Below are 17,920 nucleotides of genomic sequence, written 5' to 3' on the forward strand. Positions count from 1 at the left end.
TTGATTCAATTATTTAATGGGGATATCGTTGAGGCTGCAAAAGCTTATCAGGAAACGTTCCCCGAAGATGAATTGATTGCCCTGGTCGATTACAATAATGATGTCATTACGGATGCATTGAAAGTAGCAAGGGAGTTTGGTCCTGAATTAAAAGGGGTACGAGTAGATACGTCCCGGATGATGATCGACAAATACTTCCTTCGCAATCAGCATGTGCTCGGAACGTTCGATCCGCGCGGCGTAAACTGTGAATTGATTTTTGCACTCAGAAAAGAATTGGACGAAGAAGGATTTCAACATGTGAAAATTGTGGTCACTGGAGGCTTCAATGAGAAACGGATTCATGAATTTGAAGAAAGCAGGGTGCCGGTTGATGTGTATGGAGTCGGCAGCAGCCTCCTCAAGATCCATGTCGGATTCACAGGTGATAATGTCGTGCTTGACGGTGTGCACCAGGCTAAAGCAGGCAGAAAGCTTCGTCCTAATCCAAGACTTGAAAAAGTCGAACTCGAATAGGTGGTAGGATGCAGGATAAGGAATTATTGGATTTAAGTCAATATCGGATTAAAAAGCAGCGCATTGCGCAAGAGCAAATCGATGAATTATATCAACACGCCTATCAATATGCCTTAAAAGAAACCAATATACGTGAAAAAGTCAGAGCTAAGATGATATTTGCAAAACGGTTTCAATTAAAGGAACCATCGCTTGTGTCAAAAAAAACCGAGGAAGTATTTCACCAATGGTTCCTTTTTGATTATAAGACGATAAAGGGTCAAACATTATTTTTTCAGTTTCTGCAATCCCGGAAGTTGAGCGAGCCTGTTAAGATGATGGGGGCACTGCTGCTTTCGGCCGCCCCCGAGCCGTTCCTGGTAAACCAAATCCATGAAGACGGCGGCGAACTCTTCATGACAGGGCAGAACATTATTCACGAACGTAACGAATCCATAAAAGCAACTTTAAAATATTTAAAGGGCGAAATAAAGGAAGATTCCCTTTATTTCATGAGGAAAGTCCCGCTGGTGACAGATCAGTGGATCATAGGTCCCGTTTTTCAAGCGGAATCAAATCATTTGCAGGCAGTGATAAAAAATCATTACCATCGAAAGAATCATGAAACTGGGGTATTATGGAGAACGTTTTTAAAAGAGGAGGCTCCTTTTTATATCCTTAAGGACCATTCATAGCCCGTGCATGGTCAGCGCCTATAAAAAGTGATATAATGTTCAAGTTGAAAGAAACAAGCATTTTATTAAAAGGGTTGAAGGAGATAGCCATTTCCCCTCAACTCCCTTATACTAAAATGACTGATTAGCGGCAGTACGCCGCCGTATATTCTAGTCTCATGTCCATAGCCATAAGGATAGCAAAAAAATATTCATTTCATATAATGCTTTAGATAGATGATTGTTGGAGGTTCTATTATGACTATATATCATTTCGTAGGAATCAAGGGTTCGGGTATGAGTGCATTGGCCCAAATACTCCACGATATGGACTACGAGGTCCAAGGATCTGACTATGATAAATATTTCTTTACTCAAAAGTCTTTAGATGAATCAAATATAAAAATACTTCCTTTCCAAAAAGAAAATATCGGAGGGGATATGCATGTAATCGCAGGGAACGCATTTCCTGATACACATGAAGAAATCGAGGCTGCAATCGAACAAGGGATTCCGATCACGAGATACCATAAATTCCTTGGTGACTTCATGCAGAAGTTCACGAGTGTGGCCGTGACAGGGGCACATGGTAAAACGTCCACTACGGGTCTCCTGGCGCACGTGATCAGCGGTGCAAAACCTACATCTTATCTGATTGGTGACGGTACAGGTAAAGGGGAAGTGGATGCTCAATATTTTGTATTTGAAGCATGTGAATATCGCAGGCACTTCTTATCCTATTACCCTGATTATGCCATCATGACGAATATCGATTTCGATCATCCTGACTACTTTGCCAATGTCGATGATGTCTTTTCTGCTTTCCAGGAAATGGCGATGCAAGTCAAAAAAGGGATCATTGCTTGCGGTGATGATGAACATTTACAGAAGATCCAGGCTCAGGTTCCGGTTGTCTTTTATGGTTTTGCCGAAGAAAATGATTTTCAGGCGAGAAACGTGAACCGTGACCGTGAGGGTACTTCGTTCGATGTATTTGTGCGCAATGAATTTTATGCGGGCTTTAAAATCCCTACATTCGGTGATCACAATATCATGAATGCGTTATCCGTCATTGCGATTTGTCACTATGAAGAACTTGATACTGCCGTGGTTCAGGAACGATTAAGCAGCTTCAAAGGCGTTAAACGCCGTTTCTCTGAAAAAGAAATCGGGTCTCAGATCCTGATCGATGACTATGCTCACCATCCGACTGAAATCAAGGCGACGGTGGATTCTGCAAGACAAAAATATCCGGAGAAGGATATTATCGCTGTATTCCAGCCGCATACATTCACACGTACGCAAACCTTCCTTTCAGAGTTTGCTGAAAGCCTGGAGATGGCAGACAAAGTGTACTTATGTGAGATATTCGGTTCAGCCAGGGAGAATCATGGAAAACTGTCAATCCAAGACCTTCAGAATAAGATTGAAGGGTCTGAAATCATTGACGAACAGGATACAAGACCTCTTCTGAAACATGACAACAGTGTGCTGATCTTCATGGGAGCTGGAGATGTGCAAAAATTCCAGGAAGCATACGAAAAGACGCTGAAGGAAAATTTAGAAGAAAACTGATTATATAATGCCGGCTCATTTTGGTCCGGCTTTCCAATCGAGAGGCCCGCCCCCTCAATGCTTAAAGCAGTGAGGGGGCGGGCCTTACGTGTTACTTCAAATTTTCGGGATTCAGGACATCCAATTCCGGAAGGACGAACTTTCCGTCTTTGCGGATCAATACGTCGTCGAAATAGATCTCTCCCCCGCCATACTCAGGTCTTTGTATCATGACCATGTCCCAGTGGATATTCGAGTGGTTTCCATTGTAAGCGTCCTCGTAGCACTCGCCTGGTGTGAAATGGAAGCTGCCGTCGATTTTTTCATCGAAGAGGATATCCTGCATCGGGTGCTGGATATGCGGGTTGACTCCGATAGCGAATTCACCGACGTATCTTGCCCCTTCATCTGTATCGAATATTTTATTAATTCTTTCTGTATCATTGGCCGTCGCTTCTACAATTTTGCCGTCTTTGAATGTAAGCTTTACATTTTCGAATGTAAAACCATTGTATGGTGAAGGTGTATTGTAGGAAATGGTTCCATTTACAGAATCTTTGACGGGTGCAGAGTAGACTTCTCCATCAGGGATATTCAAACGTCCGGCACATTTCACCGCCGGAATGTCTTTGATGGAGAAAGTCAGGTCGGTCCCTTCTCCAACGAGCCGCACTTTGTCTGTCCTGTTCATCAGATCTGCCAGGTTGTCCATCGCATTGTCCATCTTACTGTAATCAAGGTTGCATACATCAAAGTAGAAGTCTTCAAATGCTTCCGTGCTCATTTTTGCCAGTTGGGCCATAGATGCATTCGGGTAGCGCAATACCACCCATTTCTTCTTCGGAACCCGGATTTCCCTATGTACTTTTTTGCCGATCGTACTGCTGTGGAGTTTCATTCTTTCATCCGGTACATCCGATTGCTCGCTGATATTATCACCGGAGCGAAGACCGATATATGCGTCCATCTCCTTCATGACGTTCGCTTCGAAATCAGCCATCATAGTGTATTGTTCCTCCTGTGCTCCCATCAATAATGCACGATCGACTGAGTGATCTTTGATGGATACGAACGGGTAACCGCCTGCAGCGTATGCTTCTTTAACGAGTGCAGTGACCAACTCACGCTGCAATCCGAAATTTTCGATCAGGACTTTCTCGCCAGGCTGAAGCTGGACTGAATATTGAATCAGGTTTCTTGCCAATTTTTCAATTCGTGGATCTTTCACTTGGATGAACCTCCTTAAATGAATATCAAATTTTATTGTACCCTAAATTTTACCGGGATGATAAAAAAGAATATAAGAAAAGATAAAAAAGTAATTTTTTTAATTAAGCAGGAATTTGCCTTCCCGAGGAAGAAATCCTAGTATAATGTTTAATTGTGTTCAGGGTGGGTAAAGAATTTTTATACATGGAGGTGGACTATATGGAAATAATTCTTTATCTGAGTGTAGCAGTTATTGCAATTGCTTTTTTTATTTTAGTGATCAGCGTTATGAAAACCTTGAAATCGCTGGGGACGACACTCGACAGTGTATCGACTACGTTAAATGGTCTTGAATCCCAGCTTCAAGGAGTGACAAAAGAGTCTACGGATTTACTACATAAAACGAATTTGTTGGCTGAAGATATCCAGCGTAAGTCTGAGGATCTTAACACCGTTGTTTATGCAGTTAAAGATGTAGGTCATTCCATCCAGAATCTTAATAACTCTGTAAAGAAAGTCAGCACATCAATCTCGACTGAACTTGAAAAGAATCAGGGCAGAATTTCACAAGTGGTTCAGTGGGGAAATGCATTTATTGAGTTGAAAGACAAGTGGAAGCAAAAAAAGGAACAACAGCCGAATCTTTCTGATAAAGCTGTTCATAATCAAACCACACCCGAAGAAGTTCAATCTCGAGAAAAATTGATTAAAAGAGCAAGATCTTATAACAATTAGGAGAGGGGAATTTTACAATGACACAAAACCAAAACCAAAACCAAAATCAAAACCAGAATCAAAATCAGCAAACAAACGACAGCGGCAACATCAACTCAAAGGACTTCATGATCGGCACACTGATCGGAGGGATCGTAGGAGCTGCAACAGCACTTCTGCTTGCTCCTAAGTCAGGCAAAGATTTGAGAAATGACCTGAATGAACAGGCTGTAGTAATTAAAGAAAAGTCGGGTCAGTGGAAAGATACTGCTGTGGAAAAAAGCAATGAGTTAGCAGCGGTGGCCAAAGAAAAGTCTGCTGCACTTTCAAAGACTGTACAGGAACAATCCAGTACGGTGAAAGATAAGTTCAAATCATACCGCAGCAAGAACACAGAAGATGTGAATGATGAGCTCCAGGAAGTGCCTGTGGGAGATGCTACTCCGGTACAGGAAACGGATAATGTAAACCAGAAGCTTGAAGAAACGAAAAAAGCTTTTGATGAAACTGAAAAGACATACAATCAATAGACTCTTTTCGCAAACTTTATAGTATTGCAGACAAGGTAAATACCGGAAACCGGGTATTTTGATGGAATAAACCGGACTTCAATCAGGCTTAAGTTCGAAAAGAGCATGTGTACCCACTTCATCTACTCTTCTCACAACGGACGAAAAGCAAAAATATTTTTGAAACAGTTTATTCATAATAGTTGTCCAGGTGAGCGGTGAAGTTATGATTACTTCACCGCTTTTTTGTAAAGGATAATCTTGAGTCATTTGTTCAGGATTATATGGAAGAAAGGATGTATAACCGAATGCAAAAAATCGAAACCATACAACAATTTGAGCAGCTTGCAGAAACGAAGCCCCGCTTCTTCTTTATGAAGCACAGTCTTACCTGTCCTATCAGCGCAGCGGCATTTACAGACTATCAATCATTTTTGACCAGTAATGGAGAAGAAGAGGGCTATTATCTGGCCGTGCAGGAATCAAGGGAACTCTCAAGTTTTATTGCTGAGAAATACAGCATCAAACACGAATCCCCGCAAGCCTTCCTATTCATTGAAGGCAAACCAGGCTGGACTGCTTCCCACTGGAATATCACGGAGAAAGAGTTGAATAAACTTTAAAAAAGAATCTGCATATGCAGGTTCTTTTTAATCGTATTAGGTTATCATAAAGTTTTTGTCCCTCTTTACACCGCTGTTGATTTCCGTGCAAGACTTCACTCCCCGCCGGGCGGCATGTGAGCTTCCTCGTCGCTGTTCTCCCTCTCTGGGGAAAGGAACGGTCCATGCACAAGTACAAAAAGCTATTAAAAACCATCAAAATTAAACGCTGTATTCTTCAGGTAATAATAGGAATTTCCCCTATGAAAGTTTAATTACAGAGGGAGGGGGAATTTAACGTAATAACAAATTAATAAACCTATAGGAGGGTCAATCATTATGGTACAGCCTTACCAAGGTCGAAATAATGGGACGAACAATGCAAATCAAATACCTACTGTTAAGGAGAAAAGAAGTGGAAAGCTTGTAAAAGGAATTATATTCGGAGCTGTCGTTGGCGGAGCGGTAGCCATGATGGATAAGAGCACAAGAAAGAAGGTTACTTCAAGCACGAGTTCTATGAAAGATTCCACGATGGGTATGGTCTCGAAGGTGAAAGAGAATCCAACAGGAGTCATGAATGACTGGCAGGAGCGGATCAAGTCAGCTTCCTCAGTATTGAAAGATGCCATAAATGATGCGCAAAAGTTATATGAAAAAGTAAACGGGGACGTCATCGAACAAGTGAACCAAGTAAAAGATGACTCATCCGAAATCATAGCAACGACAAAAGACGCTGCTGAAGATTTGAAGGATATCGGAAGTAAAGTAAAAGAGGCAGGTGGGGAAGTGGCGGGAGATTCACCACAAACCTCATCGACATCAACGGCAACATCATCAACTCATGAAACGATTCACAGTACAAATAAACCGAGCGGTGTTCCCGGACAGACAGGCTCATAAAAAAACTGGCGCAAGCCAGTTTTTTTATTCTTTATTTCTCATAAGTATTAGTCCAGAGTATTTCGAGATTGTCACCAGCTTGGATTTCTTCATAAAAGGTTGTTTCTTCTCCATTTCTCATCAACTGAAAAGAGGCATTTCCGTGTGAGGGCATGGCGATTTCCACGTGATTGAACACATCCTGGAAAATGAAAGACTGACTTGCTTTTTCCTTGATCATGACCGTGTCTCCAGATTCCAGATTGTCATTCATTTTCAAAGGCTGCTCCCCTTTATAAACAATCGCGGACTCCCGCTTCAGAATGACAGGATTTCCATTGAATACAATCTCAATCGATCTTTCTCGATAGTCGCTTTTTCTCATCAGTAATTTTTCTACTGTCGGATCGTCAGGAGACTTTAACGTTATTTGATCATTATGAGAGACGGCTGTAGAAGGTTTGGCTTCCATTCCATTTATGAAGACTTTTCCACCAAATGAAGGGAAGAAGGTTTCTTTCCCGTTTATGGTGAGCCGGAACGGTTTCCACCTCACCAGCCATTCTTCATAATTGAGTTTTTTTAGGGCATCTGCAACCGTTTCTCTGCTTTCATAATGAATGGTATCCCCGTCGCGGATCAGTTCACTCTGTAATACATTGGTTCCATTTCTTAGCAGCAGAGGTGAGAGTGTGTGTACTTTTTCATTGATGAAAAGTGTTTTATCCGGAAGTTCATCCATTAACTCTGAGATTTTCACTGAAGGGGAAGCCCCATCTTCCCCTTTTAGTACGGTTATCCTGTCATGGTTCATCAATCTGTCGTCTACAGAAGCTTCTTTCCCGTTCTTTGTGATCACAGGGGGGTGGCCATAGCCTCCAGGAAGGGTTACTTCCTGATCATTGACCGTGATAAAATAGGCATTTCCCGGTTTTCCATACAGCTTGCTGATCTTCATTCCGGCAGCAAGCAGACCGTCCCCGATCGTTAAATCCTTCACCTCGAACAAACGGATCGGCTGGTCATTTACATAGATGGTGACGTATTGGACAGGAGCCTGTTTGGATGCGATGGCAATACCCACAGGTGTCACGAGTTCCGGCCCACTGGCAGGAAGATCGGCAAACGACAAGTTTTGGATGGCTTCGATTCCTCTTACGGCGACTCTGTTTTCTGGAAGTTTCAGGGATCTTGCCAACTGTGCAGGCAATTCCGGCGTCAAACTGCCGCCTCCGACCAGCATGACTGCCTGGGGGGGCTTTTGATTGTTTAAAAGAAGAATTTCATGAGAAATCTTTTCTGCAAGATTTTCGATTGAAGGGTATATTTTCTCCACCACTTCCTGAACCGAAAAATCTGATTCAAATCCAAGAATATCGGTCACAGTAATACTTTCTGTCTGATGAAGCTCTCTTTTCGCTTTTTCAGCCAATGGAAAATCGAGCAGTAATGCGTCACTCATGGCCTCGGTGATTTCATCGCCTGCAGTCGGTACCATACCGTATGCAGTGACGGTTCCTTTGTTTGTAAGTGCAATATCAGACGTTCCTGCGCCGATATCCACCAATGCAACGTTCAATCTCCGCATGGATTGAGGGATTAACACATTGATTGCAGCAATGGGTTCAAGCGTCAGTGCCTCCATTTCAAGGTCGGATCGATTCAACGCTGCCAAGAGTGATTCCACTACAACTCTCGGCAGGAAGGTAGCGATGATCTCCACACTGGCTTCGTCCCCCTGCTGGTCGATCAGGCTGCCGATTTCTTCTCCGTCCAACCGGTAGTACAAAACGGAGTAGCCGACGCAGTAATAGTGATAGCTGTTTACATCGCCCTCGTTTTCTGCTGCCTGTGCCTGTGCCTGTTGAACAGCACTGAGTTCCAGATGAAGGACATCTTCTTTTGTCAGTAAGGGTTTACTTTTGATAGGAAAGGTGGAAAGTGATTTTTCCGTTTTCAATGCTCTTCCGGCTGCAGCGACACACACTTTTTGGAGTGACCCATGCTTTTCTTCCAGCTTCTTTTTGATGGATGAGATGACCTCCGATACAGCCGGGACATCGTGAATTTGTCCGTCAAGCATGGCCCGTTCTTTATGTTCTTCCACTTGTATGTCGATTACATGGTATTTCCCGTCTCTTTCTTCTAAAATGATGCCGACAACCGAGCGTGTCCCGATATCCAATGAAAAAATTTTCTTCAAAGTATACACCTACTTTTGATCAGTCTCATAATATACTAAAATACTTTAGTGCTTAAAAGCGTTTAATTAATAAAGAAATTTATCGTGACATTTAGGAATTCTTCTATTATAATTAGTTTCAATATCTATAAAAAATGTATCATACTTTATTGAAACTTATATAGTTTTTTATGTATGAACAGGATAAAATCTAGAAAGGGTGCTGTATTGTGAGTAATCAAGAGCTCGATCTATTACGTAAAAAAGTCGACGAGATGAACTTAAAACTACTAGAAACCATCAATGAACGTGCTAAACTTGTTCAGGAAATCGGGCGTGTGAAGGAAAAGCAAGGAGTATACCGGTATGATCCTGTTCGTGAAAGAGGAATGCTCGATCTAATCAAAGAAAATAACAATGGTCCTTTTGAACATACGACCATTGAACATATTTTTAAAGAGGTCTTTAAAGCGGGCCTCGAGTTACAAAAAGATGATCATCGTAAAGCATTATTGGTATCCCGTAAGAAGAAAGCAGAGGACACGATTGTGAACATCAATGGAGATACAATCGGTGATGGTAATCCTCATTTCATCTTCGGTCCATGTGCAGTTGAATCATATGAACAAGTAGCCCAAGTGGCGCAGGCAGTCAAAGCGAAAGGTTTGAAGCTGCTGCGCGGGGGGGCGTTCAAACCCCGTACTTCTCCTTATGACTTCCAGGGACTTGGGATCGAAGGATTAAAGATTCTTAAGAAAGTAGCTGACGAATACGACTTGGCTGTCGTCAGTGAAATTGTCAATCCAGCAGATATCGAACCGGCACTTGAATACATTGATGTGATTCAAATCGGAGCGAGAAACATGCAAAACTTCGAATTGCTGAAAGCTGCCGGCGCCGTGAAGAAACCGGTATTATTAAAAAGAGGTCTTGCTGCAACGATTGATGAATTCATCAATGCAGCAGAATATATCATTGCTCAGGGGAATGGGGACATCATTCTTTGTGAACGAGGCATTCGTACGTATGAGAAAGCAACACGCAACACCCTTGATATCTCTGCAGTACCGATACTGAAACAGGAAACGCATCTTCCAGTATTCGTGGATGTAACGCACTCCACGGGACGCAGGGACCTTCTGCTGCCGACAGCGAAAGCAGCTATTGCAATCGGAGCAGACGGTGTCATGGCAGAAGTGCATCCTGATCCGGCTGTAGCCTTATCCGATTCAGCTCAGCAAATGGATCTTGATCAATTCGATCATTTTTATCAGGAATTATTAAAAGGACGCACCATCAAAGTTTAATCAACCCGTCTCCGGGTATAAATCAAGGCTGGACCTACCAAAACAGGGTCCAGCCTTTTTTGTGAAGGTAATCAACTTTTTAACGTAATCGTGCACAGCGATTGCAGTTATACAAAGACTGTCGTATGATAATGTACATAATTGCAGATAAATAGACAGAATACTGTTTAACATATAGTTTGATACGTAAATATGTGCATTTTTTAACAAACTATTGTAATCGCTTTTTCCTTGGGGAATATTTAGTGTAGAATAACAGTAACAAAGTTGAGAAGTTAAAGGAGTGTCTGAAATGAATATAACAATATACGATGTAGCGCGCGAAGCAAATGTCTCGATGGCCACTGTTTCACGTGTAGTGAATGGCAATCCCAATGTGAAGCCGGCAACACGGAAAAAAGTGCTCGAGGTGATCGACCGGCTCGGTTACCGTCCTAATGCCGTAGCCAGAGGACTTGCAAGCAAGAAGACGACAACGGTTGGAGTCATCATCCCGGACATTTCAAATATCTTCTATGCCGAATTGGCACGCGGGATTGAGGATATTGCCACGATGTACAAGTACAATATCATCTTGAGCAATTCTGATCAAAATACGGAAAAGGAGCTTCATCTGTTAAACACGATGCTTGGAAAGCAAGTGGATGGAATCCTTTTCATGGGAGGACATATCTCTGCAGAACATGTCCAGGAGTTTGAACGTTCCCCGGTTCCGATCGTACTTGCTGGAGCAGTAGAAGAGACAAATAAAGTTCCTTCAGTAAACATTGATTATAAAGCAGCGACGTATGATGCGGTGAAAGAACTGCTTGATAAAGGGCATACACGCATCGGGTTTGTAAGCGGTCCTTTCCACGATACAATCAATATGAAGTTCAAACTTGAAGGATATAGAGAAGCATTGGCTTCGGCAGGGGTCGAATTTAACGATAATCTTGTGATCGAAGGTGAATATACTTATGACTCAGGCTTGGAAGCGTGGCAGAAATTTGCTGAACTGGATGAAAAGCCGACAGCGATCTTTGTAGGAAATGACGAGACTGCTCTCGGAGTGGTGCATGGTGCACAAGACAATGGTGTGTCGATCCCTGACGAAGTTGAAATTATCAGCTTTGATAACACAAGACTCGCACTTATGGTCAGGCCTCAGTTGACATCTGTGGTACAGCCGCTTTACGATATCGGTGCTGTGGCGATGAGGTTATTGACGAAGTACATGAACAAAGAGACTGTGGACGAAGAAACCGTTGTATTACCTCACCGCATTGAGCACCGAGGCTCAACAAAATAAGACTTTTGTCGATATATCAGATAAGACAAACAGAACTTATTTACAGGGAGAGTCAAAATGAAGAAGCTTGATGTTCTAACCCCTATCGGAGTGGTTGTAGGTTTTCTATTTGTAGCGTTTGCCATTATGTCAAACGCAGGACTTTCAGGGTTTGGTTCCTTTGTGGACCTTCCCTCTATTTTTATTGTCATCGGCGGTTTGATTGCTGCCATGCTCGTCAGTTTCTCGCTCAAAGAGCTGAAGCATCTGGGGAAAGTCATGCAGGAATCTTTTCGTGATGAAAGTTTCGACCATCATGGATTGATCCGCACCTTCATCGTGCTGTCTGAAAAAGCAAGAAGGGAAGGTCTGCTGTCTTTAGAGGCTGAAGTAGAGGAAATCGGGGACCCTTTCATTCGGAAAGGAGTCCTTTTAGCTGTGGATGGAATCGAATCTGATGTGATTACCGATATTATGAACGCTGAAATCATCGCACTGGAAGAGCGTCACCGCAAGAACAGAAGCCTATTGGATAAAGCTGGTGAATATGCACCTGCATGGGGAATGATAGGCACCTTGATCGGCCTTGTCCTGATGCTGAAAAACTTGAATGATCCATCTTCCTTGGGACCAAATATGGCCATTGCCCTTTTAACGACCTTGTATGGCACTCTGCTGGCCAACCTTGTATTCATTCCAATGTCGTCCAAGTTGGCCATGCGAACGGAAAAAGAGGTGTTCATGAAGCAAATCATCATCGAAGGAGTGGTAGGTATTCAGTCAGGGCAGAATCCTAGAATACTAGAAGAAAAGCTTAAGGTCTTTCTGTCTCATGACGAACTGTTGAAACATGCAGAGGCAGAACAGCAGGAGGCATTGCGGGATGATGCGTAGAAAGAGGCCTTCTGAGCAGAAATCGAATGCCCCGAGGTGGATGGTGACCTTTTCAGATCTCATCACTCTTATTCTTGTATTCTTTATTCTGCTTTTTTCCATGTCACAGATCGATATGGTTAAATTCCGGGCGATTGCGGATTCATTCCAGCAGAAACAGATTCTTGAATTCTACCCGTCTGTCATTCCTTTAGAAGAATCATCAGGCGAGTCTGAAATTAGAATGAATGAAGATATAGAAGGTTCAAGAGAACAGCGGGACAGGGATCTGCAGGAACTGCTTACCGAAATTCAAACCTACTTGAAAGAAAACAAATTAAGTAACATTGTCGTTGCGGAGAGAACGGAAAGAGGAGTTGTCCTCGTTCTTCAAGAGCAGGCACTCTTTGAATCCGGTGAAGCAACAATCCTCGAGTCGTCATACCCGTTTCTGAACAAAGTGGGTAATTTGCTGTCCCAAATCCCAAACTTCGTAAAAGTGGAAGGACATACGGACAACAGGCCGATTGCTACTTACAGGTTCCCTTCCAACTGGGAGCTCTCATCTGCGCGTGCAAGCTCGGTGATCCGCTATTTGACTGGAACAGAGAATCTGGACCCTAAACGCTTCATCGCAGTAGGGTATGGTGATACACGTCCAATCGCACCGAATGACACCGTGGAGAATCTGCAAAAGAATAGACGGGTAGAGATTATCGTGAGCGACCCTGCTTATGAAGATGAAGAATAAGCAAGAAACCATTTCAACAGAGTGCGTTGGATTGGTTTTTGTTGTTGACGCTGCTAATTATCCTCACTGGTACATAATAAGAAGCTCCAGAGAACGCTGGAGCTTCCTTTCGTATTGATTAAATTAGATTAACTGCCGGGCTTCTGCCTTAGATGCTGGCGGATCGGAAAGAGTGCTTTTTCAAGAGTGTGCCTGTTTTTTTCGGTGATTTCACCCTTACGCGGTATGGCTGGATACATATCAGGGGCATCAGCCCATTCGGTGGGTAAAGGAACACCTGCTTTGCTTTTCCACCGCTCAGTCCACACTGCCGGAAATGAGGCGGATGCATCCATGCGTCCGGTCATTTCAAGCCAAATCAAGGACCAGGCTCTCGGAACGACCCTCCAAATATCATAGCCGCCGCCGCCTACCGCAATCCATTTGCCGTCACAATACTTCTCGGCCATTTCATGAGCGATCCGGGGGATTTCCCTGTAAATCTTAATCGTCGCCGAAAGATGCGTCAAGGGATCATAATAATGTGCATCTGCCCCGTTTTGAGTAAGGATGACATCGGGTTTGAAGAATTCTGCGACCTCCCTGAAGCTGGTTTCGTATGCTTCGAGCCAGGAATCATCCTCGGTGAAGGCATCCAGCGGGATGTTAAATGAAAAACCGTATCCTTTTCCATGCCCCCGCTCATTGATGTTTCCAGTACCGGGAAATAAATATCTGCCGGTCTCGTGAATGGACAGCGTACAGACATCCGGATCGTCATAAAAGGACCATTGTACACCGTCCCCGTGATGAGCATCTGTATCTACATATAACACTCTTGCATGATATTTCTCCTGCAAATACCGGATGGCCACTGCACTGTCATTGTAAATACAGAAGCCTGATGCCTTTCCTTTAAAGCCATGGTGAAGTCCGCCGCCGAGATGGAGGGCGTGTCTTGCTTTACCTGTCATCACATAATCAGCGGCCGTAAGTGTTCCTCCAACTAAAAAGGCGCTTGCTTCGTGCATTCCATCGAACATCGGGGTATCTTCTGTACCGATACCGTATCCTTCCGCCTGTTCAGGAAGGAGCTGGCCAGTGCTTGCTCTCTTGACAGCGTTCACATAGTTGGGATCGTGATTCAGAAATAACTCTTCATCCGTGGCCATTCTTGCAGGTATGACCTCCTCGGGACGGAGAGCCTGAATATCTTTCAATAAATCGATCGTCAGCGTCAACCTGGTTTGGTTGAATGGGTGCTGATCATTGAAGCGATACCTGAGAAGTTCGTCGGAATAAATAAATAGTGCATCTTTCTTCATGAAGACATTCCCGGCATGTTTGGCCATAACACGTCATACCCTTCTTTCTTCAGGTCTTCTATTACTTTCATCGGGTTCATCGTCCGAACCCGGAATACGAGTATTTTAAATGCTTCATCTTTTTTATCGGGATACACGAGGACACTCAATATATTGCTGTTATGACGGCGGATGATCCCGGCAACGTCATATAAAATACCGGCACGATGGGGTACCTTCACCTCGATCTGTGAACCGGGCTGATTGGCTCCTGTCAGCTGGATCAATGTGTAGAGAAGATCGGTTTCCGTAATGATACCGATCAGCTTGTTTTCCCTTACAATCGGCAGGCAGCTGATATGGTGCTCATAAAACAGGGCGGCGACTTCTTCAACGAAATCGAGGGGATGCCCTGTGATGACGTCGGTCTTCATTATGTATTTAAGAGGGTTCTTCAGCTCTGCTGCCGAAGTATCATTGTGAAAGATTGAAGGCGTTCCGTCTTTGACATCGCGGTCGCTTACAATCCCGATGACTTCTAATTTTTCATTCGTGATGGGGATGTGCTTTATCTTTTTTTCTCTCATTAAAAGAATGGCAGATTCAATCGTATCATCAGGTTTTAACGCTGCCACTTCCGTTTTCATAATTTCTTCGACTATCATGTTCTCAACCCCTTTTAGAAAACGACTAATACATAAACCGGTTCATGAATCGCAGCTGATCAAATTGCTGGATGGATTCGGGATTAACCCGCTTCCCAATTCTGGCCATCAGGCAATTGGCTGGATGGGAGCTGATTTCAGGCTCGTCTGTCGCATAATATTCCAGACCGCCGGCATTCATCATCTTCTCCATGACTTTGCGGTACTCCCACACATTCAGCCCGGTTCCTTTCAAGTCCCAATGCCAGTAATATTCCGTCGTGATGACGATGTAATCATTCATATGGTCATCCATCATCGATACTTTCAATAAATGCTTCCCGACTGATGCCCCCCGGTACTTAGGGATGACTTCAATCGCCCCGAGCTCAATGAGATTCTCCATTTTTCCCTGAGACCAACGCTCAAGCGGATCAGGATATAGATATGTAACATAGCCTACAATGGTATGATGATCCCTTGCGATAATGATTCTTCCTTCCGGCAAACCGGCAATCTCCACAAGGGCTTTATGCTGCTGTGCAGGAGGCCTGAAAGCAACCAGATCCTCATGAAAATCGAGGCGGGATAGCTCCTCCGCATGAATGGGACCTTCAATGATCAAATTTCCTTTTGCTGTTTTTAACTCCGTTGCATTATAGGTTTTCTTCACTTTCATCTGGACACCACCTAAAGATATTCCTCTCAATCTATTATACATGAAATAGAAAAAAGTAGAGCGCTTTCACAAAATTTTCAGACGCTTGAAATAAATTTCCGTGTTTGAATATTATTTTGAAATACCTATAAATCAACAGTTTAATGCGGATGAGCTTTTCGAAGATAGAAAATAATTGATACGGCAGATTTTTTAAAAAATTGAGAAAATATAATTTATATACTATAATAAGGATGTAAATTCTTACATAAGGGGGATTCAGTATATGAAAGTGGAAGCGTTACCAGTCACAAAGGGGAACTATAATCTCGAAAACTATGAAACTGCTTATGAGTCTTTCGATTGGAAAGAAGTCGAAAAAGAATTTTCTTGGCATGAAACAGGACGGGTCAATTTAGCATATGAAGCGATCGACCGCCATGCAGCATCATTCAGGAAAAACAAAGTTGCCCTTTATTATCGGGATCCTGAACGGAATGAGAAGTACACATTCGCAGATATGAAGAAATTATCGAATAAGGCAGGAAATGTGCTGAAACAATATGGCGATGTTGAAAAAGGAGATCGTGTGTTTATCTTTATGCCAAGATCTCCTGAGCTGTATTTCTCCGTTCTCGGAGCAGTCAAGCTGGGGGCCATCGTCGGACCGTTATTCGAAGCATTCATGGAAGGAGCTGTACGTGACCGTTTGGAGGACAGCGAAGCGAAAGTGCTGATTACGACGCCTGAACTATTGGATCGCGTTCCTGTAAGCGAGCTTCCTAATTTGAAGCACGTATTCCTGATTGGTGAAGATATCACAGAAGACGATGTACACATTGATTTCAATGAAAAATTCGAGGCAGCATGTGACAAGCTTGAAATCGAATGGGTTGACCGAAATGATGGTTTGATCCTTCATTATACATCAGGTTCTACAGGTAAGCCTAAAGGAGTCCTGCATGTTCATAATTCGATGCTTCAGCATTATCAAACTTCCAAATGGGTGCTGGATCTGCAGGAGGAAGATGTGTACTGGTGTACCGCTGACCCTGGCTGGGTGACAGGAACATCTTATGGAATCTTCGGCCCTTGGCTGACAGGGACTTCAAATGTCATTGTCGGAGGGCGCTTTAAACCTGAAAATTGGTATAAAATGATTGAAGATTACGGTGTGACTGTCTGGTACAGTGCCCCAACCGCTTTCAGAATGCTGATGGGTGCAGGTGATGAAGTGGTGAAACAGTTTGACTTAAGTTCACTCCGTCATATCCTGAGCGTAGGAGAGCCGCTTAACCCTGAGGTGGTACGATGGGGGATGAAGGTATTCAACCTGCGGATCCATGATACGTGGTGGATGACTGAAACGGGAGGGCAGTTGATCTGTAATTATCCTTGCTTGGAAATCAAGCCTGGTTCAATGGGCAAACCCTTCCCGGGCGTTAAGGCAGCAATCGTCGATGACCAGGGGAATGAACTTCCTCCGAATCGTATGGGGAATCTGGCCATACAGAAAGGATGGCCATCCATGATGAATCAGATTTGGAATAATCCTCAGAAATATGAGTCTTACTTTATGCCTGGTGACTGGTATGTATCAGGTGATTCAGCATACATGGACGAAGAGGGATACTTCTGGTTCCAGGGCCGTGTGGATGATGTCATCATGACATCTGGTGAACGTGTCGGTCCGTTCGAGGTCGAAAGCAAGCTTGTTGAGCACCCTGCAGTCGCAGAAGCAGGTGTCATCGGGAAGCCCGATCCTGTGCGCGGTGAAATCATCAAGGCGTTCATTGCACTTCGTGACGGCTATGAAGTCACAGACGAATTGAAAGAGGATATCCGCCAGTTTGTCAAAAAAGGTTTGGCTGCACACGCAGCTCCCCGTGAAATCGAATTCCGAGATAAACTTCCGAAGACCCGAAGCGGGAAAATCATGCGCCGTGTGTTGAAAGCATGGGAGCTGGATCTGCCTGCCGGTGATCTAAGTACGATGGAAGACTAATACATTTGTGAAAAACCCCCTCTTCTTAAATGAAGAGGGGGTTTTATGATGGTGGTTTTAATTAAGGATAAAAGAATTGTAGCGAGAAACACCGCTTTTCCGTGCAAGACTTCACTTTCCGCGGGTGACCCGTGAGCCTCTCGGTCGTACCTCCCTATGGGGCCTCACATTGGCCATTTCTCCCGCAGGAGCATTCCTGTGGTATTAAAAAGGACCTATTGCACAAAAAAAGGACCCTCCGTTATGATGCAGGTGCGAACCAAATCTCATAAAGGGAGGATCCTCACATGCATCATAATCGAAATCAA

At 43.6% G+C, this 17,920-nt stretch carries 17 protein-coding genes; 12 read left to right on the top strand and 5 right to left on the bottom strand.

Annotated features, from left to right (window positions below; translation table 11 throughout):
- The 3 genes from HP456_RS08810 to murC all read left to right on the top strand — a co-directional run.
- Positions 1 to 516, top strand: a 516-nt coding sequence (locus tag HP456_RS08810) for a nicotinate phosphoribosyltransferase (RefSeq protein WP_512698737.1), incomplete at its 5' end; no start/stop codon positions are given.
- Between the two features lie 8 nt (positions 517 to 524).
- Positions 525 to 1,190 (top strand): hypothetical protein, encoded by a 666-nt coding sequence (locus HP456_RS08815; protein ID WP_172250130.1) that lies wholly within the window; start codon positions 525 to 527, stop codon positions 1,188 to 1,190.
- Between the two features lie 237 nt (positions 1,191 to 1,427).
- A complete protein-coding gene (gene murC / locus HP456_RS08820; protein WP_172250132.1) occupies positions 1,428 to 2,744 on the top strand; it encodes a UDP-N-acetylmuramate--L-alanine ligase in 1,317 nt (438 codons plus the stop codon).
- A gap of 91 nt (positions 2,745 to 2,835) precedes the next feature.
- Here murC and HP456_RS08825 read toward each other — a convergent pair whose 3' ends face one another.
- On the bottom strand, positions 2,836 to 3,951 hold the full coding sequence (locus HP456_RS08825; RefSeq protein ID WP_172250134.1) for an aminopeptidase: 1,116 nt from the start codon (positions 3,949 to 3,951) through the stop codon (positions 2,836 to 2,838).
- Positions 3,952 to 4,151: 200 nt separating this feature from the next.
- Between HP456_RS08825 and HP456_RS08830 the strand changes: the two genes are divergently transcribed.
- From HP456_RS08830 to HP456_RS08845, 4 genes are all read left to right on the top strand, one after another.
- On the top strand, positions 4,152 to 4,667 hold the full coding sequence (locus HP456_RS08830) for a DUF948 domain-containing protein (protein WP_172250136.1): 516 nt from the start codon (positions 4,152 to 4,154) through the stop codon (positions 4,665 to 4,667).
- Between the two features lie 107 nt (positions 4,668 to 4,774).
- Entirely contained in the window at positions 4,775 to 5,176 is a 402-nt protein-coding gene (locus HP456_RS08835) for a YtxH domain-containing protein (RefSeq protein ID WP_446680270.1), read from the top strand.
- A 287-nt stretch (positions 5,177 to 5,463) separates the two neighbouring features.
- Positions 5,464 to 5,778 carry a bacillithiol system redox-active protein YtxJ gene (ytxJ, locus tag HP456_RS08840; RefSeq protein WP_172250140.1) on the top strand — a complete coding sequence of 105 codons (315 nt, stop codon included), beginning with the start codon at positions 5,464 to 5,466 and terminating at the stop codon, positions 5,776 to 5,778.
- A gap of 318 nt (positions 5,779 to 6,096) precedes the next feature.
- On the top strand, positions 6,097 to 6,660 hold the full coding sequence (locus tag HP456_RS08845; protein WP_172250142.1) for a YtxH domain-containing protein: 564 nt from the start codon (positions 6,097 to 6,099) through the stop codon (positions 6,658 to 6,660).
- Between the two features lie 31 nt (positions 6,661 to 6,691).
- Here HP456_RS08845 and HP456_RS08850 read toward each other — a convergent pair whose 3' ends face one another.
- Entirely contained in the window at positions 6,692 to 8,851 is a 2,160-nt protein-coding gene (locus HP456_RS08850) for a cell division protein FtsA (RefSeq protein WP_172250143.1), read from the bottom strand.
- A gap of 200 nt (positions 8,852 to 9,051) precedes the next feature.
- Here HP456_RS08850 and HP456_RS08855 point away from each other — a divergent pair, with 200 nt between their 5' ends.
- From HP456_RS08855 to motS, 4 genes are all read left to right on the top strand, one after another.
- On the top strand, positions 9,052 to 10,128 hold the full coding sequence (locus HP456_RS08855; protein WP_172250145.1) for a bifunctional 3-deoxy-7-phosphoheptulonate synthase/chorismate mutase: 1,077 nt from the start codon (positions 9,052 to 9,054) through the stop codon (positions 10,126 to 10,128).
- Positions 10,129 to 10,420: 292 nt separating this feature from the next.
- Positions 10,421 to 11,419, top strand: coding sequence for a catabolite control protein A (ccpA, locus tag HP456_RS08860; RefSeq protein WP_172250147.1), 999 nt, complete (start codon positions 10,421 to 10,423; stop codon positions 11,417 to 11,419).
- Positions 11,420 to 11,476: 57 nt separating this feature from the next.
- A complete protein-coding gene (motP, locus tag HP456_RS08865) occupies positions 11,477 to 12,292 on the top strand; it encodes a flagellar motor protein MotP (RefSeq protein ID WP_172250149.1) in 816 nt (271 codons plus the stop codon).
- Positions 12,282 to 13,022, top strand: a complete 741-nt coding sequence (motS, locus tag HP456_RS08870) for a flagellar motor protein MotS (protein WP_172250151.1) — start codon at positions 12,282 to 12,284, stop codon at positions 13,020 to 13,022. The genes motP and motS overlap by 11 nt, the downstream gene beginning before the upstream one ends.
- A gap of 128 nt (positions 13,023 to 13,150) precedes the next feature.
- On the opposite strand, the gene HP456_RS08875 is transcribed toward motS, so the two are convergent.
- From HP456_RS08875 to HP456_RS08885, 3 genes are read right to left on the bottom strand one after another with little or no spacing between them, the layout of a single operon-like run.
- Positions 13,151 to 14,326: an acetoin utilization protein AcuC gene (locus HP456_RS08875; protein ID WP_172250159.1), complete on the bottom strand. Its 1,176-nt coding sequence runs from the start codon at positions 14,324 to 14,326 to the stop codon at positions 13,151 to 13,153.
- On the bottom strand, positions 14,323 to 14,970 hold the full coding sequence (locus tag HP456_RS08880; RefSeq protein ID WP_172250153.1) for an acetoin utilization AcuB family protein: 648 nt from the start codon (positions 14,968 to 14,970) through the stop codon (positions 14,323 to 14,325). Before HP456_RS08880 ends, HP456_RS08875 begins: the two co-directional genes overlap by 4 nt.
- A gap of 25 nt (positions 14,971 to 14,995) precedes the next feature.
- Positions 14,996 to 15,628 carry a GNAT family N-acetyltransferase gene (locus HP456_RS08885; protein WP_172250155.1) on the bottom strand — a complete coding sequence of 211 codons (633 nt, stop codon included), beginning with the start codon at positions 15,626 to 15,628 and terminating at the stop codon, positions 14,996 to 14,998.
- Between the two features lie 265 nt (positions 15,629 to 15,893).
- Here HP456_RS08885 and acsA point away from each other — a divergent pair, with 265 nt between their 5' ends.
- Entirely contained in the window at positions 15,894 to 17,612 is a 1,719-nt protein-coding gene (gene acsA / locus HP456_RS08890) for an acetate--CoA ligase (RefSeq protein WP_172250157.1), read from the top strand.
- Positions 17,613 to 17,920 lie beyond the last annotated feature (308 nt).

It is taken from the genome of Bacillus haikouensis (assembly GCF_013179555.1).
GTDB lineage: Bacteria > Bacillota > Bacilli > Bacillales > Bacillaceae_B > Rossellomorea > Rossellomorea haikouensis_A.

Coding starts and splice junctions, on each gene's coding strand:
- HP456_RS08885 (WP_172250155.1), bottom strand. CDS start 15,628: ATGAAAGTGAAGAAAACCTATAATGCAACGGAGTTAAAAACAGCAAAA.
- motP (WP_172250149.1), top strand. CDS start 11,477: ATGAAGAAGCTTGATGTTCTAACCCCTATCGGAGTGGTTGTAGGTTTT.
- acsA (WP_172250157.1), top strand. CDS start 15,894: ATGAAAGTGGAAGCGTTACCAGTCACAAAGGGGAACTATAATCTCGAA.
- HP456_RS08845 (WP_172250142.1), top strand. CDS start 6,097: ATGGTACAGCCTTACCAAGGTCGAAATAATGGGACGAACAATGCAAAT.
- HP456_RS08880 (WP_172250153.1), bottom strand. CDS start 14,970: ATGATAGTCGAAGAAATTATGAAAACGGAAGTGGCAGCGTTAAAACCT.
- HP456_RS08835 (WP_446680270.1), top strand. CDS start 4,775: ATGATCGGCACACTGATCGGAGGGATCGTAGGAGCTGCAACAGCACTT.
- ytxJ (WP_172250140.1), top strand. CDS start 5,464: ATGCAAAAAATCGAAACCATACAACAATTTGAGCAGCTTGCAGAAACG.
- HP456_RS08830 (WP_172250136.1), top strand. CDS start 4,152: ATGGAAATAATTCTTTATCTGAGTGTAGCAGTTATTGCAATTGCTTTT.
- ccpA (WP_172250147.1), top strand. CDS start 10,421: ATGAATATAACAATATACGATGTAGCGCGCGAAGCAAATGTCTCGATG.
- HP456_RS08815 (WP_172250130.1), top strand. CDS start 525: ATGCAGGATAAGGAATTATTGGATTTAAGTCAATATCGGATTAAAAAG.
- murC (WP_172250132.1), top strand. CDS start 1,428: ATGACTATATATCATTTCGTAGGAATCAAGGGTTCGGGTATGAGTGCA.
- HP456_RS08875 (WP_172250159.1), bottom strand. CDS start 14,326: ATGAAGAAAGATGCACTATTTATTTATTCCGACGAACTTCTCAGGTAT.
- motS (WP_172250151.1), top strand. CDS start 12,282: ATGATGCGTAGAAAGAGGCCTTCTGAGCAGAAATCGAATGCCCCGAGG.